The organism is Allobosea sp. CCNWLY174, assembly GCF_037120455.1.
GTDB lineage: Bacteria > Pseudomonadota > Alphaproteobacteria > Rhizobiales > Beijerinckiaceae > Allobosea > Allobosea lupini.
On record NZ_JBBBBQ010000001.1, the window covers coordinates 1,372,118 to 1,390,069 of the forward strand.

Sequence of the window (17,952 nt, forward strand, 5' to 3'; positions counted from 1 at the left end):
GGAAATGCGGCTGCGGGCGGAGCGCCCGCAACCGGGATGATAGCTGAAAAAATCAGGCCGTGATCGCCTTGCCGGCCTTGCGCAGGTCGGCGAGCACCGGCGCCTTGGGCAGCCAGATCTTGTCGAACTCGGCGACGACGGCCTCGGCATCCTTCGGATTGGCGAGCTTGAAGTTGGCGCCGGCCGCCTTGAACTGCTCGACCAGCTTGGGCTCGTTGACCGCGAGTGCGTCGATCTGCTCGTCGAGCGCGGCACGGACCGTCTTCTGGATCAGCTCGCGGTCGGCCGCCGGCATGCCTTGCCAGACACGGCCCGAGGCGAGCGCGATCACCGGCATGAAGATCGCGTTCATCTGCAGGATGGTCTTCGAGACCTTGTCGAAGCGCTGGTTCCAGGAGAACTCCAGATCCGCCTCGAGCCCGTCGACCTGGCCGTTGGTCATCGCGTCGAAGACCTGCGGCGTCGGAATCGGGGTCGGGGCGGCGCCGAGCAGCTGGTAGAAGTCGCGATAGACCGGGGTCGGGTTGATGCGCAGCTTCATGCCCTTGATCCCGGCGACACCGTCGATCTCCTTGGCGGAGAAGACGGCGCGCATGCCGGTGATGCCCCAGGCCATGCCGACGCAACCGGTCTCGCGCGGCAGGACATCGAACAGCTTCATCGCGACGGGATCGCGCACCAGCTTGGCGATCTTGGCAGTGGAGTCGACGATATAGGGCGCGGTGATCGCGCCGATCGCCGGAACGCGCGAACCAAGCTCTGCGGCCATGATCCAGCCGAGGTCGAGCGCGCCGGACTGCATCTGCTGCAGCATCGCCGCTTCGTTGCCGAGCTGGCCGGAATGGAAGACCGTCAGGTTCAGCCGGCCATTGGTCTCGGCCTTCAGGCGCTCGCCGACCTTGACGGCCGCGACGTTCCAGGGATGGCCGTTCGGGGTGAGGATGCCGAGGCGCAGCTCCTTGCTCTGGGCGAGCAGCAGCGCCGGCTTGGCGATCGGCAGGGTCGCAGCGGCTGCGATGAGATGACGGCGTGAAATGGTCATGACGGAACTCCCCTTATTGGTTGGCAGGCAGGTTCACTTCACCAGGGCCAGCGAGAGCCATGGGTAGATCGAAAGCAGGACCAGGAGGACGCAGGAGATGATGAAGAAGGGCAGCGTCACCATGAACATCCTGCCGGGCTTGGCCCCCGTCACCGCGGCGGCGACGAAGAAGCACAGGCCCACCGGCGGCGAGAGCAGGCCGAGCACGAGGTTGATCACCACGACCACGCCGAAATGGCGGGGGTCGATGTTGTAGACCTCGGTCGCGATCGGCAGCAGGATCGGCACCGTCATGATCAGACCGGGAATGCCGTCGATCACCGTGCCGATGACCAACAGGATGACGTTGACCAGCAGCATGAATGTCACCGGATCCTTGGCGATCGCCTGGATCGAGGCGGCGACAGCCTGCGGGACCTTGCCGTAGACCAGCACCCAGGAGAACACGGCGGCAGCGGCGACGAGGAAGAGCACGATCGCCGAGTAGACGCCGGCGCGCAGCATCATCTGCGGCATCTGCTTGAATTTGAGTTCCTTGGTCCAGTAGCAACCGATCAGCGCCGCCGCGACCGAGCCGACCGCGGCCGCTTCCGTCGCATTGGCGAAGCCGCCGAGGATCGAGCCGACGATCACGATCGGGATCAGCAGCGTCGGCGCGGCGCCCAGCACGATCTTGACCCGCTCGCGCAGGGAGAGCTTGTCGCCGGCCGGATAGTTGTAGACGAAGCCCATGCCGGCGATGACGAGGAAGAACAGCAGCGTCAGCAGCACGCCCGGCACGATGCCGGACATCAGCATGTCGCTGACCGAGACCTGCGCCAGCACGGCATAGACGACGAACATGACAGAAGGCGGGATGATCGGGCCCAGCATGCCGCCATAGGCGGTGAGGCCGGCGGCGAAATCCTTGTCGTAGCCCTTGCGCTCCATCTCGGGGACCATGACCTGCGCCATGATCGCGACCTGGGCCGTCGCCGAGCCGAGGATCGAGGAGACGAACATGTTGGCGAGGATGTTGACATAGGCCAGCCCGCCCTTGAGCGAGCCGACGAAGGCCATGGCGAGGTCGACGATGCGGCGGGTGATGCCACCGCCATTCATGATCTCGCCGATCAGGATGAAAAGCGGGATCGCGATCAGCCCGTAGCTGTCGACACCACCGAACATCTGCAGCGGATAGTTCGGCAGCAACTGCATATTGCCGGCCGCCGCCATGTAGATGAGGGCGCCCAGGCACAGGCATAGCGCGATCGGCACGCCGGCCAGCATGATGCCGAAGAAGGCTCCAACCGTGAGTGCCATCAGTTCACCACCCCGTCGGCATTGGCGGCAGCGAAGCCGGGCAGCTCCTGCTTCGCGACCAGGCCGAGATCCTCGAACAGGTTCGCCAGCGCATGCAGCGTCATGGTGAAGGCGAAGAGCGGCATGATCAGGTAGATCACCCAGGTCGGCCAGTTCAGCGTCTGGGTCCGCTCGGTGTAGATGAAGTTGAACGACTGGCCGGCATAGTCCCTGGCGTCGAAGCCGGCCTGGGCGATGCCGACCGGATCGAGCCAGAGCCAGCACATCACCCCCAGGGCGACGCCGAACAGGACCACGCCGAGCGTTGCGATCACCCGGAAGATCGCGGCGCCACGCGCCGAGAAGCGCTCGGTCAGCATGGTCACTGCGAAATCGAGCCGCATGCGCGTCATGGCGGAAGCGCCGATGAAGGTCAGCCAGACGACGCTGTAAACCGCGGATTCGTCGATCCAGTAGATCGGGTAGCCCGTGTAGCGCGTGACGACGTTGAGCAGGATCAGCGCCGAGAGCAGGAACATCAGCGCCTGGATAGCGCGATGCTCGACCCTGAGCAGGCCTCCGGACACGGCGACGATCGCCTCCGGCACGGCCATGGAGCGGCGTTTCGCCACGACAGCTTCGTTGTTCATACTTGCCTTCCCCTTGCCACTTTGTAGATTGTATAAAATCTACGTGTCAATGGTTTTTCGTGCGGCGATCCACTACGGTGCAGTCGATGTCACCTCCCCTGAAACACCGCACCCTTGCCTCGGCGATCGTCGATCGCCTGCGACAGGAGATCCTCGCCGGCAGCTATCCGGCCGGCTCGCAATTGCGGCAGGACGCGCTGGCGCAGGCCTATGAGGTCAGCCGCATCCCCGTGCGCGAGGCGCTGTTCCAGCTCGAGGCGGAGGGTTTCGTCAGGATCGTCCCGCACAAGGGCGCAATTGTCTCAGGGCTGTCGCTGGACGAGATCAACGACGTCTTCGAGCTGCGAAAGCTCCTGGAGCCGCGGCTGCTGGCGAGCTCGGTGCCGGTGCTGACGGCTGAAGACTTCGCCGCCGTAGCCGGAATGGAAGCCGCCTTCGAGGAGGCGATGACGGCGCGCGACATCAGCCGCTGGGGGCTGCTCAACGCCGATTTCCACATGGCGCTCTATGCCCGCGCGACGCAGCCGCGCACGCTCGCGATCGTCGCGGGGCTATTGCAGACCAGCGATCGCTATACGCGGTTGCAATTGCAGCACAGGTCATCGATCGAGCGGGCGCGGACCGAGCACAACGAGCTGATCCGACTCAGCCGTGCCGGAGCGATGAAGGAGGCGTGCCGCCTCCTCGTCGACCATATCGAGCTGGTGCGGCGAGACCTGGTCGCCTTCCTGGAGGAGCGCGGGAAGGGGTAGCAAGGATCGCGTCGCAAACGTGAGGCGCGGGATCCCCTCTCCCGGATGGAAGAGGGGTAGGGGTGAGGGCCCGCCGCTGACCACTCAAACGCAACGGCGCCGCTGCGACCTCTCCGGATAGGGCAGGCCCTCATCCCTGCCCTTCTCCCACACGGGGGAAGGGTTCCCCGCGCCCTTCAGAGCCGTCTCGCCACGTAATCCTCAGGTCAGCTTCCCCCTCGCCGCTACCGGCAGTTCGCCGATGAGCTTGTCGCCGCGCACTGTCACCAGCCGGTCCACCATGTTGACGACGACGCAGACATGGTTCGGCACCACGCGCACGACCTCGCCGACATTGGGCCGCTCATTGCTGCCGGAGAGGTCGAGGAAGCCGTGCTCCTCGGCGAATTGGGCGATCCTGGCCAGCGGGTATTCGAGGATGTAGCCGTGGCCGTCGAGCCCGCCCTTGTCGCTGGTCAGCGTCTTCGAGCCGGAATCGAGGATGCCGCGCTCCGGTCCGGCCCGGCTGACCACGGTCGCGTAGACGGTCAGTGCGCAGTCCTCAAGCGCCGCCACCCCCGCCGCGATCTGCATGCGATCGTTGAAGATCGAGGTGCCCGAGCGATGCTCGGTCGAGCCCTTGAGCTTACCGATATTCGGGATATTGGGTGAGCCTCCGGTCGAGACGATGCCTGCCTCCAGTCCCGCCTCGCGCAGGCCGGCATTGGCGGTGTCGAGGAAATCCTGCGTCGCCGGCCAGCCCGTCTCGGGCGGATACATCAGGAAGCCGGCGAAGGTCAGGCCCTTCGAGGCCGCGATCTGCTTGGCGAGTTCGACCGCCTCGCCCGGCGTCTCGACGCCGGCGCGCTTGCGGCCGGTATCGCACTCGACCACGACCTCGAGATTGCGCCCGGCGATCTCTGCGGCCTTCGGCAGGCCGGCGATGGTGACGGGATTATCGGCCGCGACGATCATGCGGACGCGGCGTTGCAAGGCACCGAGACGCCCCAGCTTTTCCTCACCCAGAATGTTGTAGCTGATCAGGATGTCGTCGATGCCGCCATCGGCCATGACCTCCGCCTCGCCGAGCTTCTGGCAGGTGATGCCGCGCGCGCCGGCGGCGACCTGGAGCCGGGCCAGCTCAGGCGACTTATGCGTCTTGATATGCGGGCGGTTGGCGACGCCGGCAGCGTCGCAGGCGGCCTGGAGCCGGGCGATATTGGCCTCGACCTTGTCGAGGTCGATGACCACCGCCGGCGTGCCATAGACGCGGGCGATCTCCTCTGCGAGCGCGGTCACGGCAGCACCCGGACGATGACTTCGATCTCGACGGTCATGTTGTTGGGCAGCGAGCCCATGCCGACGGCGGAGCGGGCATGGCGGCCGTTCTCGCCGAGCACGGCGACGAACAGATCCGAACAGCCATTGATGACCTTGGGATGCTGGGCGAAATCGGGCGCGGCATTGACCATGCCGAGCAGCTTCACCACCTCGATCTTGTCGAGCGAGCCGGCGGCCTTCTTCATCGCCGCGAGCAGGCCGAGGCCGGTCTGCTTGGCGTGCTCATAGGCGTCCTCGATCGAGACATCGGCGCCGACCTTGCCGGTCGGATAGGTGCCGTCGGCGCGCTTGGGGCCCTGCCCGGAGAGGTAGATGAAGTCGCCGACGCGCTTGAAGCTGACATAGGTCGCGACCGGAGTCGGGACGTCGGGCAGGGTCAGGCCCAATTCCCTGAGCTTGTCATCGGCACTCATGCGTTTCTCCAATCGTCTTTCAAATCGCGGACCAGATAGCGGGCCGCATCGTCATAGCTCGCAAGCTTGCGGGCAAGGGCTTCGTCATGCGCCTCGCGAAAGCCCTGGCGACGCCAGAAGCCGGCCGAGTTGCCGACCGCGATCAGGGCCATGCGGACAAAGCCTGAAGCGCGGGCATGCGCTGCCAGCCGATCGACGCATGCCGAGGCGGCGCCACCGCCCCGTGCGCAGGGCAGCAAAGCGAGGTCATGGATGTAATAGGCATCGGCATCGCCCGGCAAAGCGCCGAGCAGGCTGTCGAGCGCCGGCACCTGGCCGAGCCGCCAGGGATGGCTCAGCACATAGCCGCCGAGCGCTTCCCCGCCCGCCAGCACGAGGCAGCCGGCCGGATGAAGCGCGAGCCGCTCGGCGAAGACGGCCTCGCCTTCCGGATAGTCCGGATGCACCTGTCCCGCGACCGCCATGATGGCCGGCAGGTCGGCGGCTGCCATGGGGCGCCAGGAGGGTGAGCTCTTCTCGGGCATGACTTTCGCGCAGCATCCCAACCGCGTCGTCCCGGGCGACCGCAGGGAGACCCGGGACCCATGCCTGAAGCCTTGTCGGAAAGGCTCCGGAATGGATCCCGGATCTGCGCCACGTCGTGGCTTGTCCGGGATGACTTGCGTTTGGGTATGCGGTTTACAGAACCGCTACGCCGCCTCGACCTTCCTGAACTTGTTGCTGCGCTTGGGGTGCCACCAGGCGCCCTTCAGCACCACGCCCTCGGAGACGATCTTGCGGTCGCCGATCAGGTGCTCGCCGACGACGTCGACATAGTCGAACTTGCCTTCCTTGACGGTGAGCACGGTCGCATCGCCGAGCGAGCCGACCTTGAGCGAGCCGTATTCCGTCCGCTTCAGCGCCATCGCCGCATTCACGGTCGAGGCGGCGATCACATTGTTCAGGCTCATGCCCATGCACAGGAACTTCGACATGGTCGTGACCTGGTCATAGGCCGGGCCGTCGATGCAGAGCTTGTGCACGTCTGAGGAGATCACGTCCGGCTCGAAGCCGTTGGCGAGCATGGCGCGCGTCGTCTTGAACGAGAACGAGCCCTTGCCGTGGCCGATGTCGAAGATGACGCCGCGCTTGCGGGCGGCGACCACCTCGGGCTTCACCGTGCCCTGTGCCGTCGCAGGCGCATTCGGGAAGGGGCGGAAGGCGTGGGTCAGCACGTCGCCGGGGCGCAGCATGGCGAGCACCTCCTCATAGGACGGCGGCGGATGGTCGATATGGCACATCAGCGGCATGCCGACCTCGTTGGCGACCTGCAGCGCGATGTTGAGCGGCACCGTGCCGGACGTGCCGGAGGCGTGTAGGCCGACGCGGACCTTGATGCCGACGATTAGGTCGCGATTCTTGTCGGCGACCTCGACGCAATCGATCGGATTCATCAGGCGAAGATCGCCGCTCTCGCCGACCATGACGCGGTGGTCGAAGCCATAGATGCCGGCATGCGAGACGTGGAGATAAGCGAGGATGCGCGCCTGGCTCTTCTCGATCACATGCTTGCGGAAGCCCGGCCAGTTGCCGGGCCCGGCCGAGCCGGTATCGACCGAGGTGGTGACGCCGGAGGCGCGGCAGAACTCGTCGGCGTCGATGCCGAGCGAAGTGCCGCCCCAGTAGACATGAGTGTGCAGGTCGATCAGGCCCGGCGTGACGATGTAGCCCGAGACGTCGCGGACTTCCTTGGCTCCCTTCAGGTCCTTGCCGAAACCCGAGACCTTCCCGCCGGTGAAGGCGACGTCGAGGACGCCGTCATGCTTCTGCGACGGGTCGATCACCCGTCCGCCCTTGAGGATGAGATCGTGGGTCATGACTGCTCCTTGGGGAAACCAGGCGGACGGACGCTTCGCGTTCAGGCGAAGCTGGCCGTATCGAACTTCTGAATGACGGTAAACTTAAGCGATCACCGCGCCCTTGCGCTCGACGATCATGCCGTAGGTTTGCGGCTCGCGATGCTTGGCGAAATTGAACGTCGAGTTCTTGTAGCTGTTGCCGAGGTCGAGATCGCAGCGGGCGACGACGAGTTCGTCATCCTCGGTCACCGCCTGCGCCACCACCTCGCCTGTCGGGGCGATGATGCAGGAGCCGCCGATCTGGTCGACGCCGGCCTCCAATCCCGCCTTGGCGACGCCGACCACCCAGGTCGCGTTCTGATAGGCGCCGGCCTGCATCACCAGCTGGTTGTGGAAATTGCCGAGCCGGTCGTGATCGGGCGCCGGCGGGTTGTGCTTGGGCGTGTTGTAGCCGAGCACAATCATCTCGACGCCCTGCAGCCCCATGACGCGATAGCTCTCGGGCCAGCGCCGGTCGTTGCAGATCATCATGCCGAGCCGGCCACCCATTGTTTCCCAGACCGGCCAGCCGAGATTGCCGGTCTCGAAATAGCGCTTCTCGAGATTCTGGAAGACGGCGTCCGGCCGATGCTCGGGGTGCCCCGGCAGATGGATCTTGCGGTATTTTCCGACGATCCGGCCCGATTTGTCGACCATGATCGCGGTATTGAAGCGGCGCTTGCGGCCGTCCTCGAAAGCCAGTTCCGGATAGCCGAGATGGAAGCCGATGCCGAGCCGCTCGGCTTCGGCGAAGAGCGGCGCCGTCTGGTTCGATGGCATGGCGCTCTCGAAATAGGAGTCGATCTCGGCCTCGTCATCGATCCACCAATGCGGGAAGAAGGCGGTCAGCGCCGCCTCGGGATAGACGACGAGGTCGCAGCCATTCGCCTTTGCCTGGCGCATCAGCTCGATCATGCGGGCGACGGCAGAGCTGCGGCTCTCCTCGCGCTGGATCGGCCCGAGCTGGGCTGCGCCGACGGTCAGGATACGAGGCATCGGAAGGCTCCTGCTGTGCTTGGTCGTTGCTCGAGGATGCTGCGCGAGGCGGACGCCGCTATCCATATGCGCCATTGCGCAGTTGCCGTTACGGCAATAGCGTCGAGCGTTCCCTCTGGGCTCGGTCCGGAAGCGCCGGCCGCGGCTGCCGGGGCAGCATCGAGCTGCGGATCAAAGTCATGGCCACGTTCAATGTCGTCCGCTTCCGCATCAAGCCCGGACGTGAGGCCGAATTCCTCGACGCCCACCGCCAAGGCAAAGCCAATTGGCCCGGCCTTGCGCGAGGCCACATCATCAAGACCGGCGACCACGCCTATTGCCTGATCGGCGAATGGGAGGACCTCGCCGCCTTGAAGGGCGCCCGCGATCAGATGATCGCGACGCTCGGCAGCTTCCGCGACACGCTCGAGGACCTCGGCAATGGCCTCGGCGTCACCGACGCGGTGTCCGGGGAAGTCGTCCTGGACCTGCGCGCCTGACGCGCGCTCGACGATGCCATCACCGAGAGCGACGGCATCGCCAGGAAAATGAATGGGCCCATAGGCGGGCCAATTCGCTAAGCGGGTCGGGCTTCGACCAGGCCCGACGACAGCGCAGGACATGACGTCGAACCGCCTTCAGATGCTCTTGGCCAGGCGCGGGTCGAGCGAGTCGCGCAATCCGTCGCCAAGCAGGTTGACGGCCAGCACGGTGATCGAGAGGAACAGCGCCGGGAAGAAGACGATGTGCGGCCTGACCTGCCAGAGCGCCCTGCCCTCGGCCATGATGTTGCCCCAGGACGGGGTCGCCGGCGGCACGCCCGCGCCGATGAAGGACAGGATCGCCTCGATGATCATGGCACTGGCGCAGATATACGTTGCCTGCACCGTCATCGGCGCGATCGTGTTGGGCAGGATGTGCTTGACGATGATGCGCGGCACGCGTGCGCCGTTCGAAATCGCCGCCTCGACATAGGGCTGTTCGCGCAGGGAGAGCACGACGCTTCGAACAAGACGGGCGACGCGCGGAATCTCGGCGATGGTGATGGCGAGAATGACGTTGCCGACCGAACCGCGCGTCAGCGCCATCAGAGCGATGGCGAGCAGGATCGGCGGGATCGACATCATGCCGTCGATGACGCGCATGACGATGCCGTCGGCCCAGCGCACGAAGCCGGAGAACAGCCCGATCGCCAGACCGGCGATCGAGGCCAGGATCGCGACCGAGAAGCCGACGATCAGCGAGACGCGGGCGCCGTAGACGACGCGCGAATAGATGTCGCGCCCGAGCATGTCGGTGCCGAACCAGTAGAGCTCGGACGGCACGCGCGTACGCCGCGCCGTCGAGATCGCCGTCGGATCGACCGTAAAGAGCAGTGGCGCGAAGACCGCGATGAAGATCATCGCCAGCAGCAGGAAGCCGCCGATCGCGACCGAAGGGTGCTTGCGCAGATAAGAGCGCTTGGGCGGCTTGACGCCCGCGCCGATTTCATCCGCCAGAGGCAGTGGGGCAGCTGGAGCGGTCAATAGCGTATCCTCGGATCGACGAGGGTGTAGATCAGGTCGACGGCCAGGTTCACCAGCACGTAGACGAACGAGAAGATCAGCACGACGCCCTGGATGACCGGATAGTCGCGCCGCAGGATCGCATCGAGCGTCAGCCGGCCGAGGCCAGGAATGGCGAAGACGCTCTCGGTGACGACGGCGCCGCCGATCAGCAGCGCGACGCCGATGCCGATGATCGTGACGACCGGCACCGCCGCGTTCTTCAGCGAATGCAGGAAGAGCACGTCACGGTTGCCGACGCCCTTGGCCTGAGCGGTGCGGACATAGTCCTGCTGCAGCACCTCGAGCATGGTCGCGCGGGTGATGCGCGCGATCAGCGCAATATACACCGTGCCCAGCGTGATCGAGGGCAGGATCAGGTTCTTGAACCAAGGCCAGATACCCTGCGAGATCGGCGTGTAGCCCTGCACCGGCACCCAGTCGAGCTTGAGCGCGAAGACATAGGCGAGCAGGTAGCCGATCACGAAGACCGGCACGGAGAAGCCGAAGACCGCAAAGCCGACCACGGCGCGGTCGACCCAGGTGCCGGCCTTCCAGGCGGCGATGACGCCAAGCGGCACGGCGATCGAAACCGCCAGGATCAGCGTCAGCACCATCAGCGACAAGGTCGGCTCGATGCGCTGGGCGATCAGCTGCGTCACCGGCAGCGAGGTGAAGATCGAGGTGCCGAGATCGCCCTGCAGCACCCGGAAGAACCATTCGCCGAAGCGGACCAGATAGGGCCGGTCGAGGCCCAGGCTGGCGCGGATGCGCTCGACGTCTGCGGGTGAAGCTTGGTCGCCGGCGATCACGGCCGCCGGATCGCCCGGCGCGATGTAGAGAAGCGAGAAGACGAACAGCGCCACGAAAGCCATGACGGGAATCGTCGAGATAATGCGTCTGACGATGAAAGCGAGCATCGAACCCCTGAGTTGCCGCTGCTGGCGCCGGAGTTGTCGGAATGGCGACCCCGACAAATCCGGCGGCTTGATTGGAGCCTGCCGCCCGGGATCAACCAGGCCGCAGGCTTGCTCGGTCTCAGGCCTTCGACACGCCCCAGAAGAAGGGGAGCGGGCCGCTGGTCACGCCGGTGACGTTCTTCCGCCAGGCCTGGTAGCCGAGATAGAAGCCGGTCGGCGCATAGACGACGTTCTCGACGGCGGCCTTGTTGAGGCGGTCCATCGCCGCCTTCTCCTCAGCCTGATCCTTGGCGTTGAACCAATTGGTGACCTCGGTCTCGACCGCCGGCACGTCCGGCCAGCCGAACCAGGCCTTGTCGCCATTCGCCCGGATCGCCGTGTAGGAGGACGGGTTGATGCAGTCGGCGCCGGCATGCCAGGTGTGGAACATGCTCCAGCCGCCCTGGCTCGGCGGGGTCTTCTGGGCGCGCCGTGCGCCGACCGTGCCCCAGTCGGTGGCGACGAAATCGACCTTCAGGCCGATGCTCTTGAGCAGCTCGGCCGTGACGTCGCCCATCGCCTTGGTCGCCGACATGTCCTGCGCCACGACGCAGATCACCGGCTCGCCATTGTAGCCGGACTCGGCGATGAGCTTCTTGGCGGCCGCGACGTTCTTCATCTTCAGCATGTCGCCGCCCGCCTCGGTATAAAGCGGGGTGCCCGGCGTGAAGAAGCCGGGCAGCGGCTTCCAGAGCTTGTCGTCGTCGCCGACGATCGAGCGCATGAAGTCTTCCTGGTTCATCGCCGTCAGCACCGCTTGGCGCACCTTCAGATTGTTGAAGGGCGGATGCAGGTGGTTCATGCGGAAGGCGCCGATATTGCCGAGCGGATCGCCGATATCGACGCTGATGTCCTTGTGAGCCTTGAGCACCGGCACGAGGTCGGAGAGCGGGGTCTCCCACCAGTCGACCTCGCCGCTCTGCAGCGCGGCTGCCGCGGTCGCGGCATCGGGGATGATCACCCACTCGATCCGGTCGACCAGCATGTTCTTGCCGCCGGCGAGCCAATCTGCCTTCTCGGAGCGCGGCACATAGTCGGCGAACTTCTCGAAGACCGCCTTGGCGCCCGGCACCCATTCACTGCGGGCGAACTTCATCGGCCCGGAGCCGACATACTCGGTGATCTGCGTGAACGGATCGGTCTTGGCGATGCGCTCGGGCATGATGAAGGAGCACGGCGCGTTGTTCTTGGCGAGCGCCAGCAGCATCTTCGGGAAGGGCTGCTTGAGCTTCCAGGTCCAGGTTCGGTCGTCGACGGCGGCGAGCTCGTTCTCGATCGCCTTGATCATCAGGCCCATCGGGTCGCGGGCCTGCCAGCGCTTCAGGCTCTGCACCACGTCCTTGGCGAGCACCGGCGTGCCGTCATGGAATTTGAGGCCGGAACGCAGCTTGAAGGTCCAGGTCAGGCCGTCGGAGGAGACCTCCTCGCCCTCGACCATCTGGCGCTGCGGCTGGAACTTCGAATCGATGCCGTAGAGCGTGTCCCAGACCAGGGCTGCGGCATTGCGGACGACGTATTGCGTCCCCCAGATCGGGTCGAAATTGGCGAGGTTGGCCTGCGGCACGAAGCGCAGCGTCTTGGCCGCCGCGCCTTGCGAGAGCGCTGGCATGGCGATGCCGCCGGTTGCTGCCAGAACGCCGGTGCCGGCGGCGGTCTTCAGAAAATTCCTGCGGTCCATCTTGTACTCTCCCCTGAAGCGGCGGCGGCCTCTGATCGGGCGACCTTGCCTAGAGTGTGGGCAGAAAAATCTGCGCCTGACAACACGCTTGACGGGTCGCTACGACAAGAATTGGCCCTGCACGGTTCGTGCCAGACGGAACCGGTTTGCGGCTCACGACATCGTTTGCAAGCAAACGACACGCGAAGCCGGGGGACAGGCGCAGAAAATTGCGCCGACCAGCCTAAATCGATTTGATCGGCGCATCGATGCGCGCGAACGGACGCGCGGATTCAAACGATGCAGCCGCCTGCATGACGAGCGCATCATTGCCGAATGCCCCCACGATCTGCAGACTCGCCGGCAATCCGGCCGAGGTCAGCCCACAGGGCACTGCGGCGGCCGGCTGCTGGGTGATGTTGAAGGGGTAGGTCAGCGGCGTCCAGCGTGTCCAGTCCTCGCCATAGCTGCCATGCTCGGGCGTGTTCCTGCCGACTGCGAAGGCCGGCAGCGGCAGCGTCGGCGTCAGCAGGAGATCGAAGCGCTCATGGAACTGCGCCATCTGATAGGCAAGCGTATTGCGCTGATAGAGCAGGGCATCGACGTAAGCAGCGCCCTCAATCCGCTCGCCCATCTCGGCGACGGCTACGAGGCCGGGATCCATCTGCGCGCGCCCCGCCGCATCGGTGCTGCGCAGGGCCAGCGCGGCGCCGGCCGACCAAAGCGTCATCAGCGTTTCGATCGGATCGTCGAAGCCGGGATCGACCTCCTCGACGGTCGCCCCCAGTTCGCGGAAGGTCAGCGCCGCCGCATGCGTCAGAGCCGCGATCTCGGGGTCGACCAGCGCATCGCCGCCAAGCCGTGGTGACCAGGCGATGCGCAGGCCGCGCACGCCGCGATCGAGCCCGGCCGTGAAATCGGGCGGGGGATGTTTGAAAGCGGTCATGTCGCGCGCATCGGGCTGGCCGATCGCGTTCATCGCAAGGGCCGAGTCGCGCACGGTGCGGGTCAGCGGCCCGAGATGGGCGAGGAAGCCCATGACCGAGGCGGGCCAGGCCGGCACGCGGCCATAGGTCGGCTTGAGACCGAAGACGCCACAAAAGGCGGCAGGGATGCGCACCGAGCCGGCGCCGTCGGTTCCGAGATGGATGCAGCCGAGATTGAGCGCTGCGGCCACGGCTGCACCCGATGAGGAGCCTCCCGGACCGGTCGAGACATCCCAGGGATTGCGGGTGATGCCGGAGAAAGGCGAATCGCCGACGCCCTTCCAGCCATACTCCGGCATGGTGGTCTTGCCGAGGAAGACGCAGCCGGCTTCGCGCAGCCGGGCCGTCGCCGGCGCGTCCTCCTGGAACGGCGCATCGGAAGCCAGCGCCGAACCACGCCGCATCGGCCAGCCGGCGACGCCGAGATTGTCCTTGATCGTCACCGGCACGCCGTCGAGCGGGCCAAGCGCCTCGCCCTTCAGCCAGCGGCTCTCCGCAGCCTGCGCCATGGCGAGCGTCACGGGCTCGTCGCGGACGACGAAGGCGTTCACCTCCGGCTCGAAGCGCTCGATGCGGGCGAGCGCGTCCCTGGCGACCTCGACCGGCGAGAGTTCGCGCGCGGCGTAGAGATCGCCGAGCTCGGCGGCGGACAGCAAAGCGATGGTGGTCATAGGAAAATCCCCCTCAGGCGTTGGCGGCGCGCCAGGCGGCGCTGAGCAGGACATTGGCGCCGGCAACCATGTCGTCGTCGCTGCTGAGCTCCGCCGGGTTGTGCGAGAGTCCGCCGATCGAGGGGATGAAGACCATCGCGGTCGGGCAGAGCCGCGACATCATCTGCGCATCATGACCGGCCCCCGAGATCATCCGGCGGATGGGTAAGCCGAACTCGGCGGCGCTCGCCTCGACACTGGCGATCAGCTCCTCGGCAAAGGGCGTCGCCGGGAAGCGGGCGAGATCGCGGAAGCTGATCGAAATATCGTCGCGCGCCGACAATTCGGCGCAGAACTTGCGGACGGCGGCCTCGGCCTCTGCCAGCGGCGCATCGAGCGGATTGCGCAAATCGAGCGTCATCACGACGGTCTCGGGCACGACGTTGACGTTGCCGGGCCAGGTGCGGATCACGCCCGAATTGGCGAGCTGGCCTGGAATCGTCTTGGTCAGTTCGTTGGCGAAGATGTTGATGCGGGCAGCGGCGAGGCCGGGATCCTTGCGGTAGCGCATCGGCGTGGTGCCGGCATGGCTCGGTCGGCCAGTAAGCATCAGTTCGAGCCAGCAGATCGCCTGGATGCCGGTGACGGCGCCGAGGCCGCCGCCCTCGCTCTCGAGCACCGGCCCCTGCTCGATATGCAGCTCGAGATAGGCATGCGCCGGCAGGAAGCCGGGCTGCTCGGCACCGTGATAGCCGATGCGCTTCAACTCGCTGCCGAGCCCGGCGCCGTCGGAATCCTTCTCGGCATGGGCAGCCTCGACGCTCATCCCGCCGGCCCAGACATAGGAGCCGAGCATGTCGGGATGGAAGCGAGCGCCCTCCTCATTGGTGAAGGCGATCACGGCCATGTCGCGCTTCGGCGTCACACCGGCATCGCGCAAGGCCGCCAGCACCTCGACGCCGCCGATCACGCCGAGCGCGCCGTCGAAGCGCCCGCCGGTGCCGACCGTATCGATATGCGAGCCCATGATCACTGCCGGCCCGTCCTCCTGCCCCTTGAGAATGCCGACGATGTTGCCGATCGCATCGACGCGGACATCGAGGCCGAGCGCCTTCAGTTCGCCGACCAGCCAATCCCGCCCCTGCTTGTCTTCATCCGTCAACGCAAGGCGCCGGCAGCCGCCTTCCGGCGTCGCCCCGATCCTCGACAGGGCTGCAAGCCGCGAGAGCAGGCGCTCCCCATCGATCCGCAGATTGGTGCTCATCGCGTCGGCTCTCCATAGGCGCTCTGGTCTTTGCCCAGCAGGCCGGAACGGGCGCCCGCGCGCAAGAGGCAGATTGGGTGACACGACGCGTGCCGGCAGCGCGCCACGCGCAGGGCGCGGCCCGCCCCGGCGCGGCGAGGACTTTGAAGGAGCAATCTGCCCAGATAAAAGGCAGTCATCATGTCGCAGATCGCCCTGCCCTATCGCTCGGGGAGCCCCTGGCTCACCGAGGTCAAAGCCATGCTGGCGCTGAGCTGGCCGATGGTGCTGACCAATGTCGCCCAGACGGCGATGACGGCGACCGACGTGATCATGATGGGCCATCTGGGCCCCGACTCGCTGGCTGCCGGCGCGCTCGCCTCCAACCTCTACATGGCCTTCCTGATCTTCGGCATCGGTGTGATGGCCGCCGTCGCACCGATGGTCGCGATCGAGCTCGGGCGGAATCGGCATTCGGTCCGCGACGTGCGCCGCACGGTGCGACAGGGCTTCTGGGTAGCGGCGACGATGGCCGGCCCGATGTGGCTCTGCCTCTGGCAAGCCGAGGCGATCCTGACGGCGATGGGCCAGAATCCGGCGCTGGCGAAAGCTGCCGCTTCCTACCTGCACACGCTGCAGTGGGGGCTCCTGCCCTTCTACCTCTATCTCACCTTGCGCGGTTTCCTCGCAGCGCTGCAGCGGCCGTTCTGGGTCTTCGTGACTGTGCTCTTTGCGGTCGGCTTCAACGCCTTCGCCAACTGGGTGCTGATGTTCGGGCGGCTCGGCTTCCCGGCGCTCGGCCTGCCCGGCTCCGGGATGGCGACGGCGCTGGCCTCGACCCTGATGTTCGCCGGCCTCGCGCTGGTGGTCTCGCTCGACCGACGCTTCCGGCGCTATCATCTGTTCGGCCGGTTCTGGCGGGCGGACTGGAGCCGTTATCGCGCCTTCTGGCGGATGGGCCTGCCGATCGGCACCACCGTCGGCTTCGAGGTCTGGATCTTCAACGGTGCCGCCTTCCTGATGGGCCTGCTCGGCCCGACCTCGCTCGCCGCCCATGCGATCGCGATCCAGATCGCCTCGCTCTGCTTCATGGTGCCGATGGGCATCGGCCAGGCCGGAACCGTCAGAGTGGGGCGCGCCTTCGGCGCCGGCGATGGAGAGGGCGTCGCCCGGGCCGGCGCGACGGCGCTCGCGCTCGCGACCGCCTTCATGTGCTTCACCGCCCTGCTGATGTTGCTGATCCCGCACTGGCTCGTCGTTCCGTTCCTCGACGCCGGCAAGCCGCGCGCCGCCGAAGTGGCAGAGCTCGCTATCGTGTTCCTGTTCTATGCGGCGATCTTCCAGATCGTCGACGGCATCCAGGTGGTCGGGGTCTCGATCCTGCGCGGCTTGCGCGACACGCGCGTGCCGATGCTGTTCGCCGGCCTCGGCTATTGGGGCATCGGCCTGCCGCTCTCGGCGGCGCTCGGCTTCCTGACACCGCTCGCCGGCGTCGGCATCTGGATCGGGCTCGCGACCGGCCTCGCGATTGTCGCCGCCTTGATGCTGGCCCGCTGGTTCGCCCGCGAGCGGCTCGGCCTGACCAGGTCGGCCGGTCTGCCCGCCTCGTAGCGACGCTGCGACTGCAGCGTAGCGATCCGTTAACTCCAGGTTGCATTTTCGCGCATCTTGGCGGACACTTCCTGCGACGATCCCTCGTGCCGCCGCGCTGAAAAGGGACGAGTCGTGACGCCGCAGGATATCGCGCTGATCCGGTCGAGCTTTGCGCAGCTGCATCGGCGCAAGATCGAGACAGCGTGCCTGTTCTATGAGCGGCTGTTCACCACGACGCCCGGCGCACGTGCCCTCTTCAAGACCGATATCGAGACCCAGGCGGCCAAGCTGATGGAGACGCTGATGGTCGCGCTCGCCACGCTGAACGATCCCGGCGGTCTCAAGGTCCTGCTCAACCGTCTCGGCGAGCGTCATCAAGGCTACGGCGTTCAGCCCGAGCATTATGACGCCGTCGGCAGAGCGCTGCTTTGGACCCTAGAGACCTCACTCGGGCCCGACTTTACACCCCAGACCCGGGCAGCCTGGACCGAGCTCTACGATCTGATGGCCAAGACCATGCTTTCGGCCGCCACACCGAGCCTGCGCTCGGCTTAAGCCCCTCAGAATTCCTCCCATCCCGCATCGCTGGCGCGTCCGTTCGCGGCCTTCCGGGGCTGGGGCGCAGCGGCCTTGCTCTGGGCGAAGGCGGCTTCGGCGAGCTGGCGCAAACGCTCCGGCTCGGGCGCCAGGCCGCTCCCCCGATCCGCCGGGCCGGCGGCATGCGGCGTGGCGCCGGCAGGGCGTGCGTGCGCGCGCATCGCCGGCCGGGCAGCCGGACGCGTTCCCGGGCCGGCGAAGGCCGGTGCAGGCGCCATGGTGCCGTGGGCGGCGTTCCCGGTGCGGAAGCTCGCCACCAGCGTATTGAGCTCGCCGATCCGGCCCGACAGCGCCCCCGCCGAGGCGGCGCTCTGTTCGGCCAGCGCCGCATTGGCTTGCGTCATCTCGTCGAGATGGGCGACCGCCTGGCTCATCTCCTCGATGCCGTTGGCCTGCTCGCCCGCCGCCGCCGA

17 protein-coding genes and 1 pseudogene are annotated in these 17,952 nt (G+C 66.4%); 4 read left to right on the plus strand and 14 right to left on the minus strand.

Annotation, left to right across the window (positions count from 1 at the left end; all coding sequences use genetic code 11):
- Nucleotides 1-52: 52 nt before the first annotated feature.
- The 3 genes from V7S63_RS06680 to V7S63_RS06690 are packed head-to-tail and all read right to left on the minus strand — an operon-like array spanning nucleotide 53 to nucleotide 2,973.
- On the minus strand, nucleotides 53-1,042 hold the full coding sequence (locus tag V7S63_RS06680; protein ID WP_091831209.1) for a TRAP transporter substrate-binding protein: 990 nt from the start codon (nucleotides 1,040-1,042) through the stop codon (nucleotides 53-55).
- Between the two features lie 33 nt (nucleotides 1,043-1,075).
- Entirely contained in the window at nucleotides 1,076-2,344 is a 1,269-nt protein-coding gene (locus V7S63_RS06685) for a TRAP transporter large permease (protein ID WP_100959381.1), read from the minus strand.
- On the minus strand, nucleotides 2,344-2,973 hold the full coding sequence (locus V7S63_RS06690) for a TRAP transporter small permease (protein ID WP_336529633.1): 630 nt from the start codon (nucleotides 2,971-2,973) through the stop codon (nucleotides 2,344-2,346). The genes V7S63_RS06685 and V7S63_RS06690 overlap by 1 nt, the downstream gene beginning before the upstream one ends.
- 86 nt (nucleotides 2,974-3,059) lie before the next feature.
- On the opposite strand from V7S63_RS06690, the gene V7S63_RS06695 reads away from it, so the two are divergent.
- Entirely contained in the window at nucleotides 3,060-3,725 is a 666-nt protein-coding gene (locus V7S63_RS06695) for a GntR family transcriptional regulator (protein WP_336529634.1), read from the plus strand.
- Between the two features lie 201 nt (nucleotides 3,726-3,926).
- Here V7S63_RS06695 and V7S63_RS06700 read toward each other — a convergent pair whose 3' ends face one another.
- From V7S63_RS06700 to V7S63_RS06720, 5 genes are all read right to left on the minus strand, one after another.
- On the minus strand, nucleotides 3,927-5,003 hold the full coding sequence (locus V7S63_RS06700) for an alanine racemase (RefSeq protein WP_336529635.1): 1,077 nt from the start codon (nucleotides 5,001-5,003) through the stop codon (nucleotides 3,927-3,929).
- A complete protein-coding gene (locus tag V7S63_RS06705; RefSeq protein ID WP_091831219.1) occupies nucleotides 5,000-5,458 on the minus strand; it encodes a RidA family protein in 459 nt (152 codons plus the stop codon). The genes V7S63_RS06700 and V7S63_RS06705 overlap by 4 nt, the downstream gene beginning before the upstream one ends.
- A complete protein-coding gene (locus tag V7S63_RS06710; protein ID WP_336529636.1) occupies nucleotides 5,455-5,982 on the minus strand; it encodes a GNAT family N-acetyltransferase in 528 nt (175 codons plus the stop codon). The genes V7S63_RS06705 and V7S63_RS06710 overlap by 4 nt, the downstream gene beginning before the upstream one ends.
- Nucleotides 5,983-6,147: 165 nt before the next feature.
- Nucleotides 6,148-7,314, minus strand: a complete 1,167-nt coding sequence (locus V7S63_RS06715) for an amidohydrolase/deacetylase family metallohydrolase (RefSeq protein WP_091831223.1) — start codon at nucleotides 7,312-7,314, stop codon at nucleotides 6,148-6,150.
- Nucleotides 7,315-7,398: 84 nt separating this feature from the next.
- On the minus strand, nucleotides 7,399-8,331 hold the full coding sequence (locus V7S63_RS06720) for an N-carbamoyl-D-amino-acid hydrolase (RefSeq protein WP_336529637.1): 933 nt from the start codon (nucleotides 8,329-8,331) through the stop codon (nucleotides 7,399-7,401).
- 179 nt (nucleotides 8,332-8,510) lie between these two features.
- Here V7S63_RS06720 and V7S63_RS06725 point away from each other — a divergent pair, with 179 nt between their 5' ends.
- A complete protein-coding gene (locus V7S63_RS06725) occupies nucleotides 8,511-8,810 on the plus strand; it encodes an antibiotic biosynthesis monooxygenase (protein ID WP_091831227.1) in 300 nt (99 codons plus the stop codon).
- Between the two features lie 138 nt (nucleotides 8,811-8,948).
- On the opposite strand, the gene V7S63_RS06730 is transcribed toward V7S63_RS06725, so the two are convergent.
- From V7S63_RS06730 to V7S63_RS06750, 5 genes are all read right to left on the minus strand, one after another.
- Nucleotides 8,949-9,836: an ABC transporter permease gene (locus tag V7S63_RS06730; RefSeq protein ID WP_100959377.1), complete on the minus strand. Its 888-nt coding sequence runs from the start codon at nucleotides 9,834-9,836 to the stop codon at nucleotides 8,949-8,951.
- Nucleotides 9,833-10,774, minus strand: a complete 942-nt coding sequence (locus tag V7S63_RS06735; RefSeq protein WP_091831231.1) for an ABC transporter permease — start codon at nucleotides 10,772-10,774, stop codon at nucleotides 9,833-9,835. Before V7S63_RS06735 ends, V7S63_RS06730 begins: the two co-directional genes overlap by 4 nt.
- A 118-nt stretch (nucleotides 10,775-10,892) precedes the next feature.
- Nucleotides 10,893-12,491, minus strand: coding sequence for an ABC transporter substrate-binding protein (locus V7S63_RS06740; protein WP_336529638.1), 1,599 nt, complete (start codon nucleotides 12,489-12,491; stop codon nucleotides 10,893-10,895).
- A gap of 223 nt (nucleotides 12,492-12,714) precedes the next feature.
- Complete coding sequence (locus tag V7S63_RS06745) at nucleotides 12,715-14,127, minus strand: amidase (RefSeq protein WP_336529639.1); 1,413 nt, start codon at nucleotides 14,125-14,127, stop codon at nucleotides 12,715-12,717.
- Between the two features lie 13 nt (nucleotides 14,128-14,140).
- The gene (locus V7S63_RS06750; protein WP_336529640.1) at nucleotides 14,141-15,370 is read right to left on the minus strand and encodes a M20 family metallo-hydrolase; all 1,230 of its coding nucleotides are present in this window, start codon (nucleotides 15,368-15,370) and stop codon (nucleotides 14,141-14,143) included.
- A 180-nt stretch (nucleotides 15,371-15,550) separates the two neighbouring features.
- Between V7S63_RS06750 and V7S63_RS06755 the strand changes: the two genes are divergently transcribed.
- Together V7S63_RS06755 and V7S63_RS06760 are read left to right on the plus strand one after the other, a co-directional pair.
- A complete protein-coding gene (locus V7S63_RS06755; RefSeq protein WP_336529641.1) occupies nucleotides 15,551-16,960 on the plus strand; it encodes an MATE family efflux transporter in 1,410 nt (469 codons plus the stop codon).
- 114 nt (nucleotides 16,961-17,074) lie between these two features.
- Nucleotides 17,075-17,497: a globin domain-containing protein gene (locus V7S63_RS06760; protein ID WP_336529642.1), complete on the plus strand. Its 423-nt coding sequence runs from the start codon at nucleotides 17,075-17,077 to the stop codon at nucleotides 17,495-17,497.
- A gap of 5 nt (nucleotides 17,498-17,502) precedes the next feature.
- Here the strand turns inward: V7S63_RS06760 and V7S63_RS06765 are convergent.
- Nucleotides 17,503-17,952: pseudogene (locus V7S63_RS06765) on the minus strand (hypothetical protein); the annotation flags it as partial.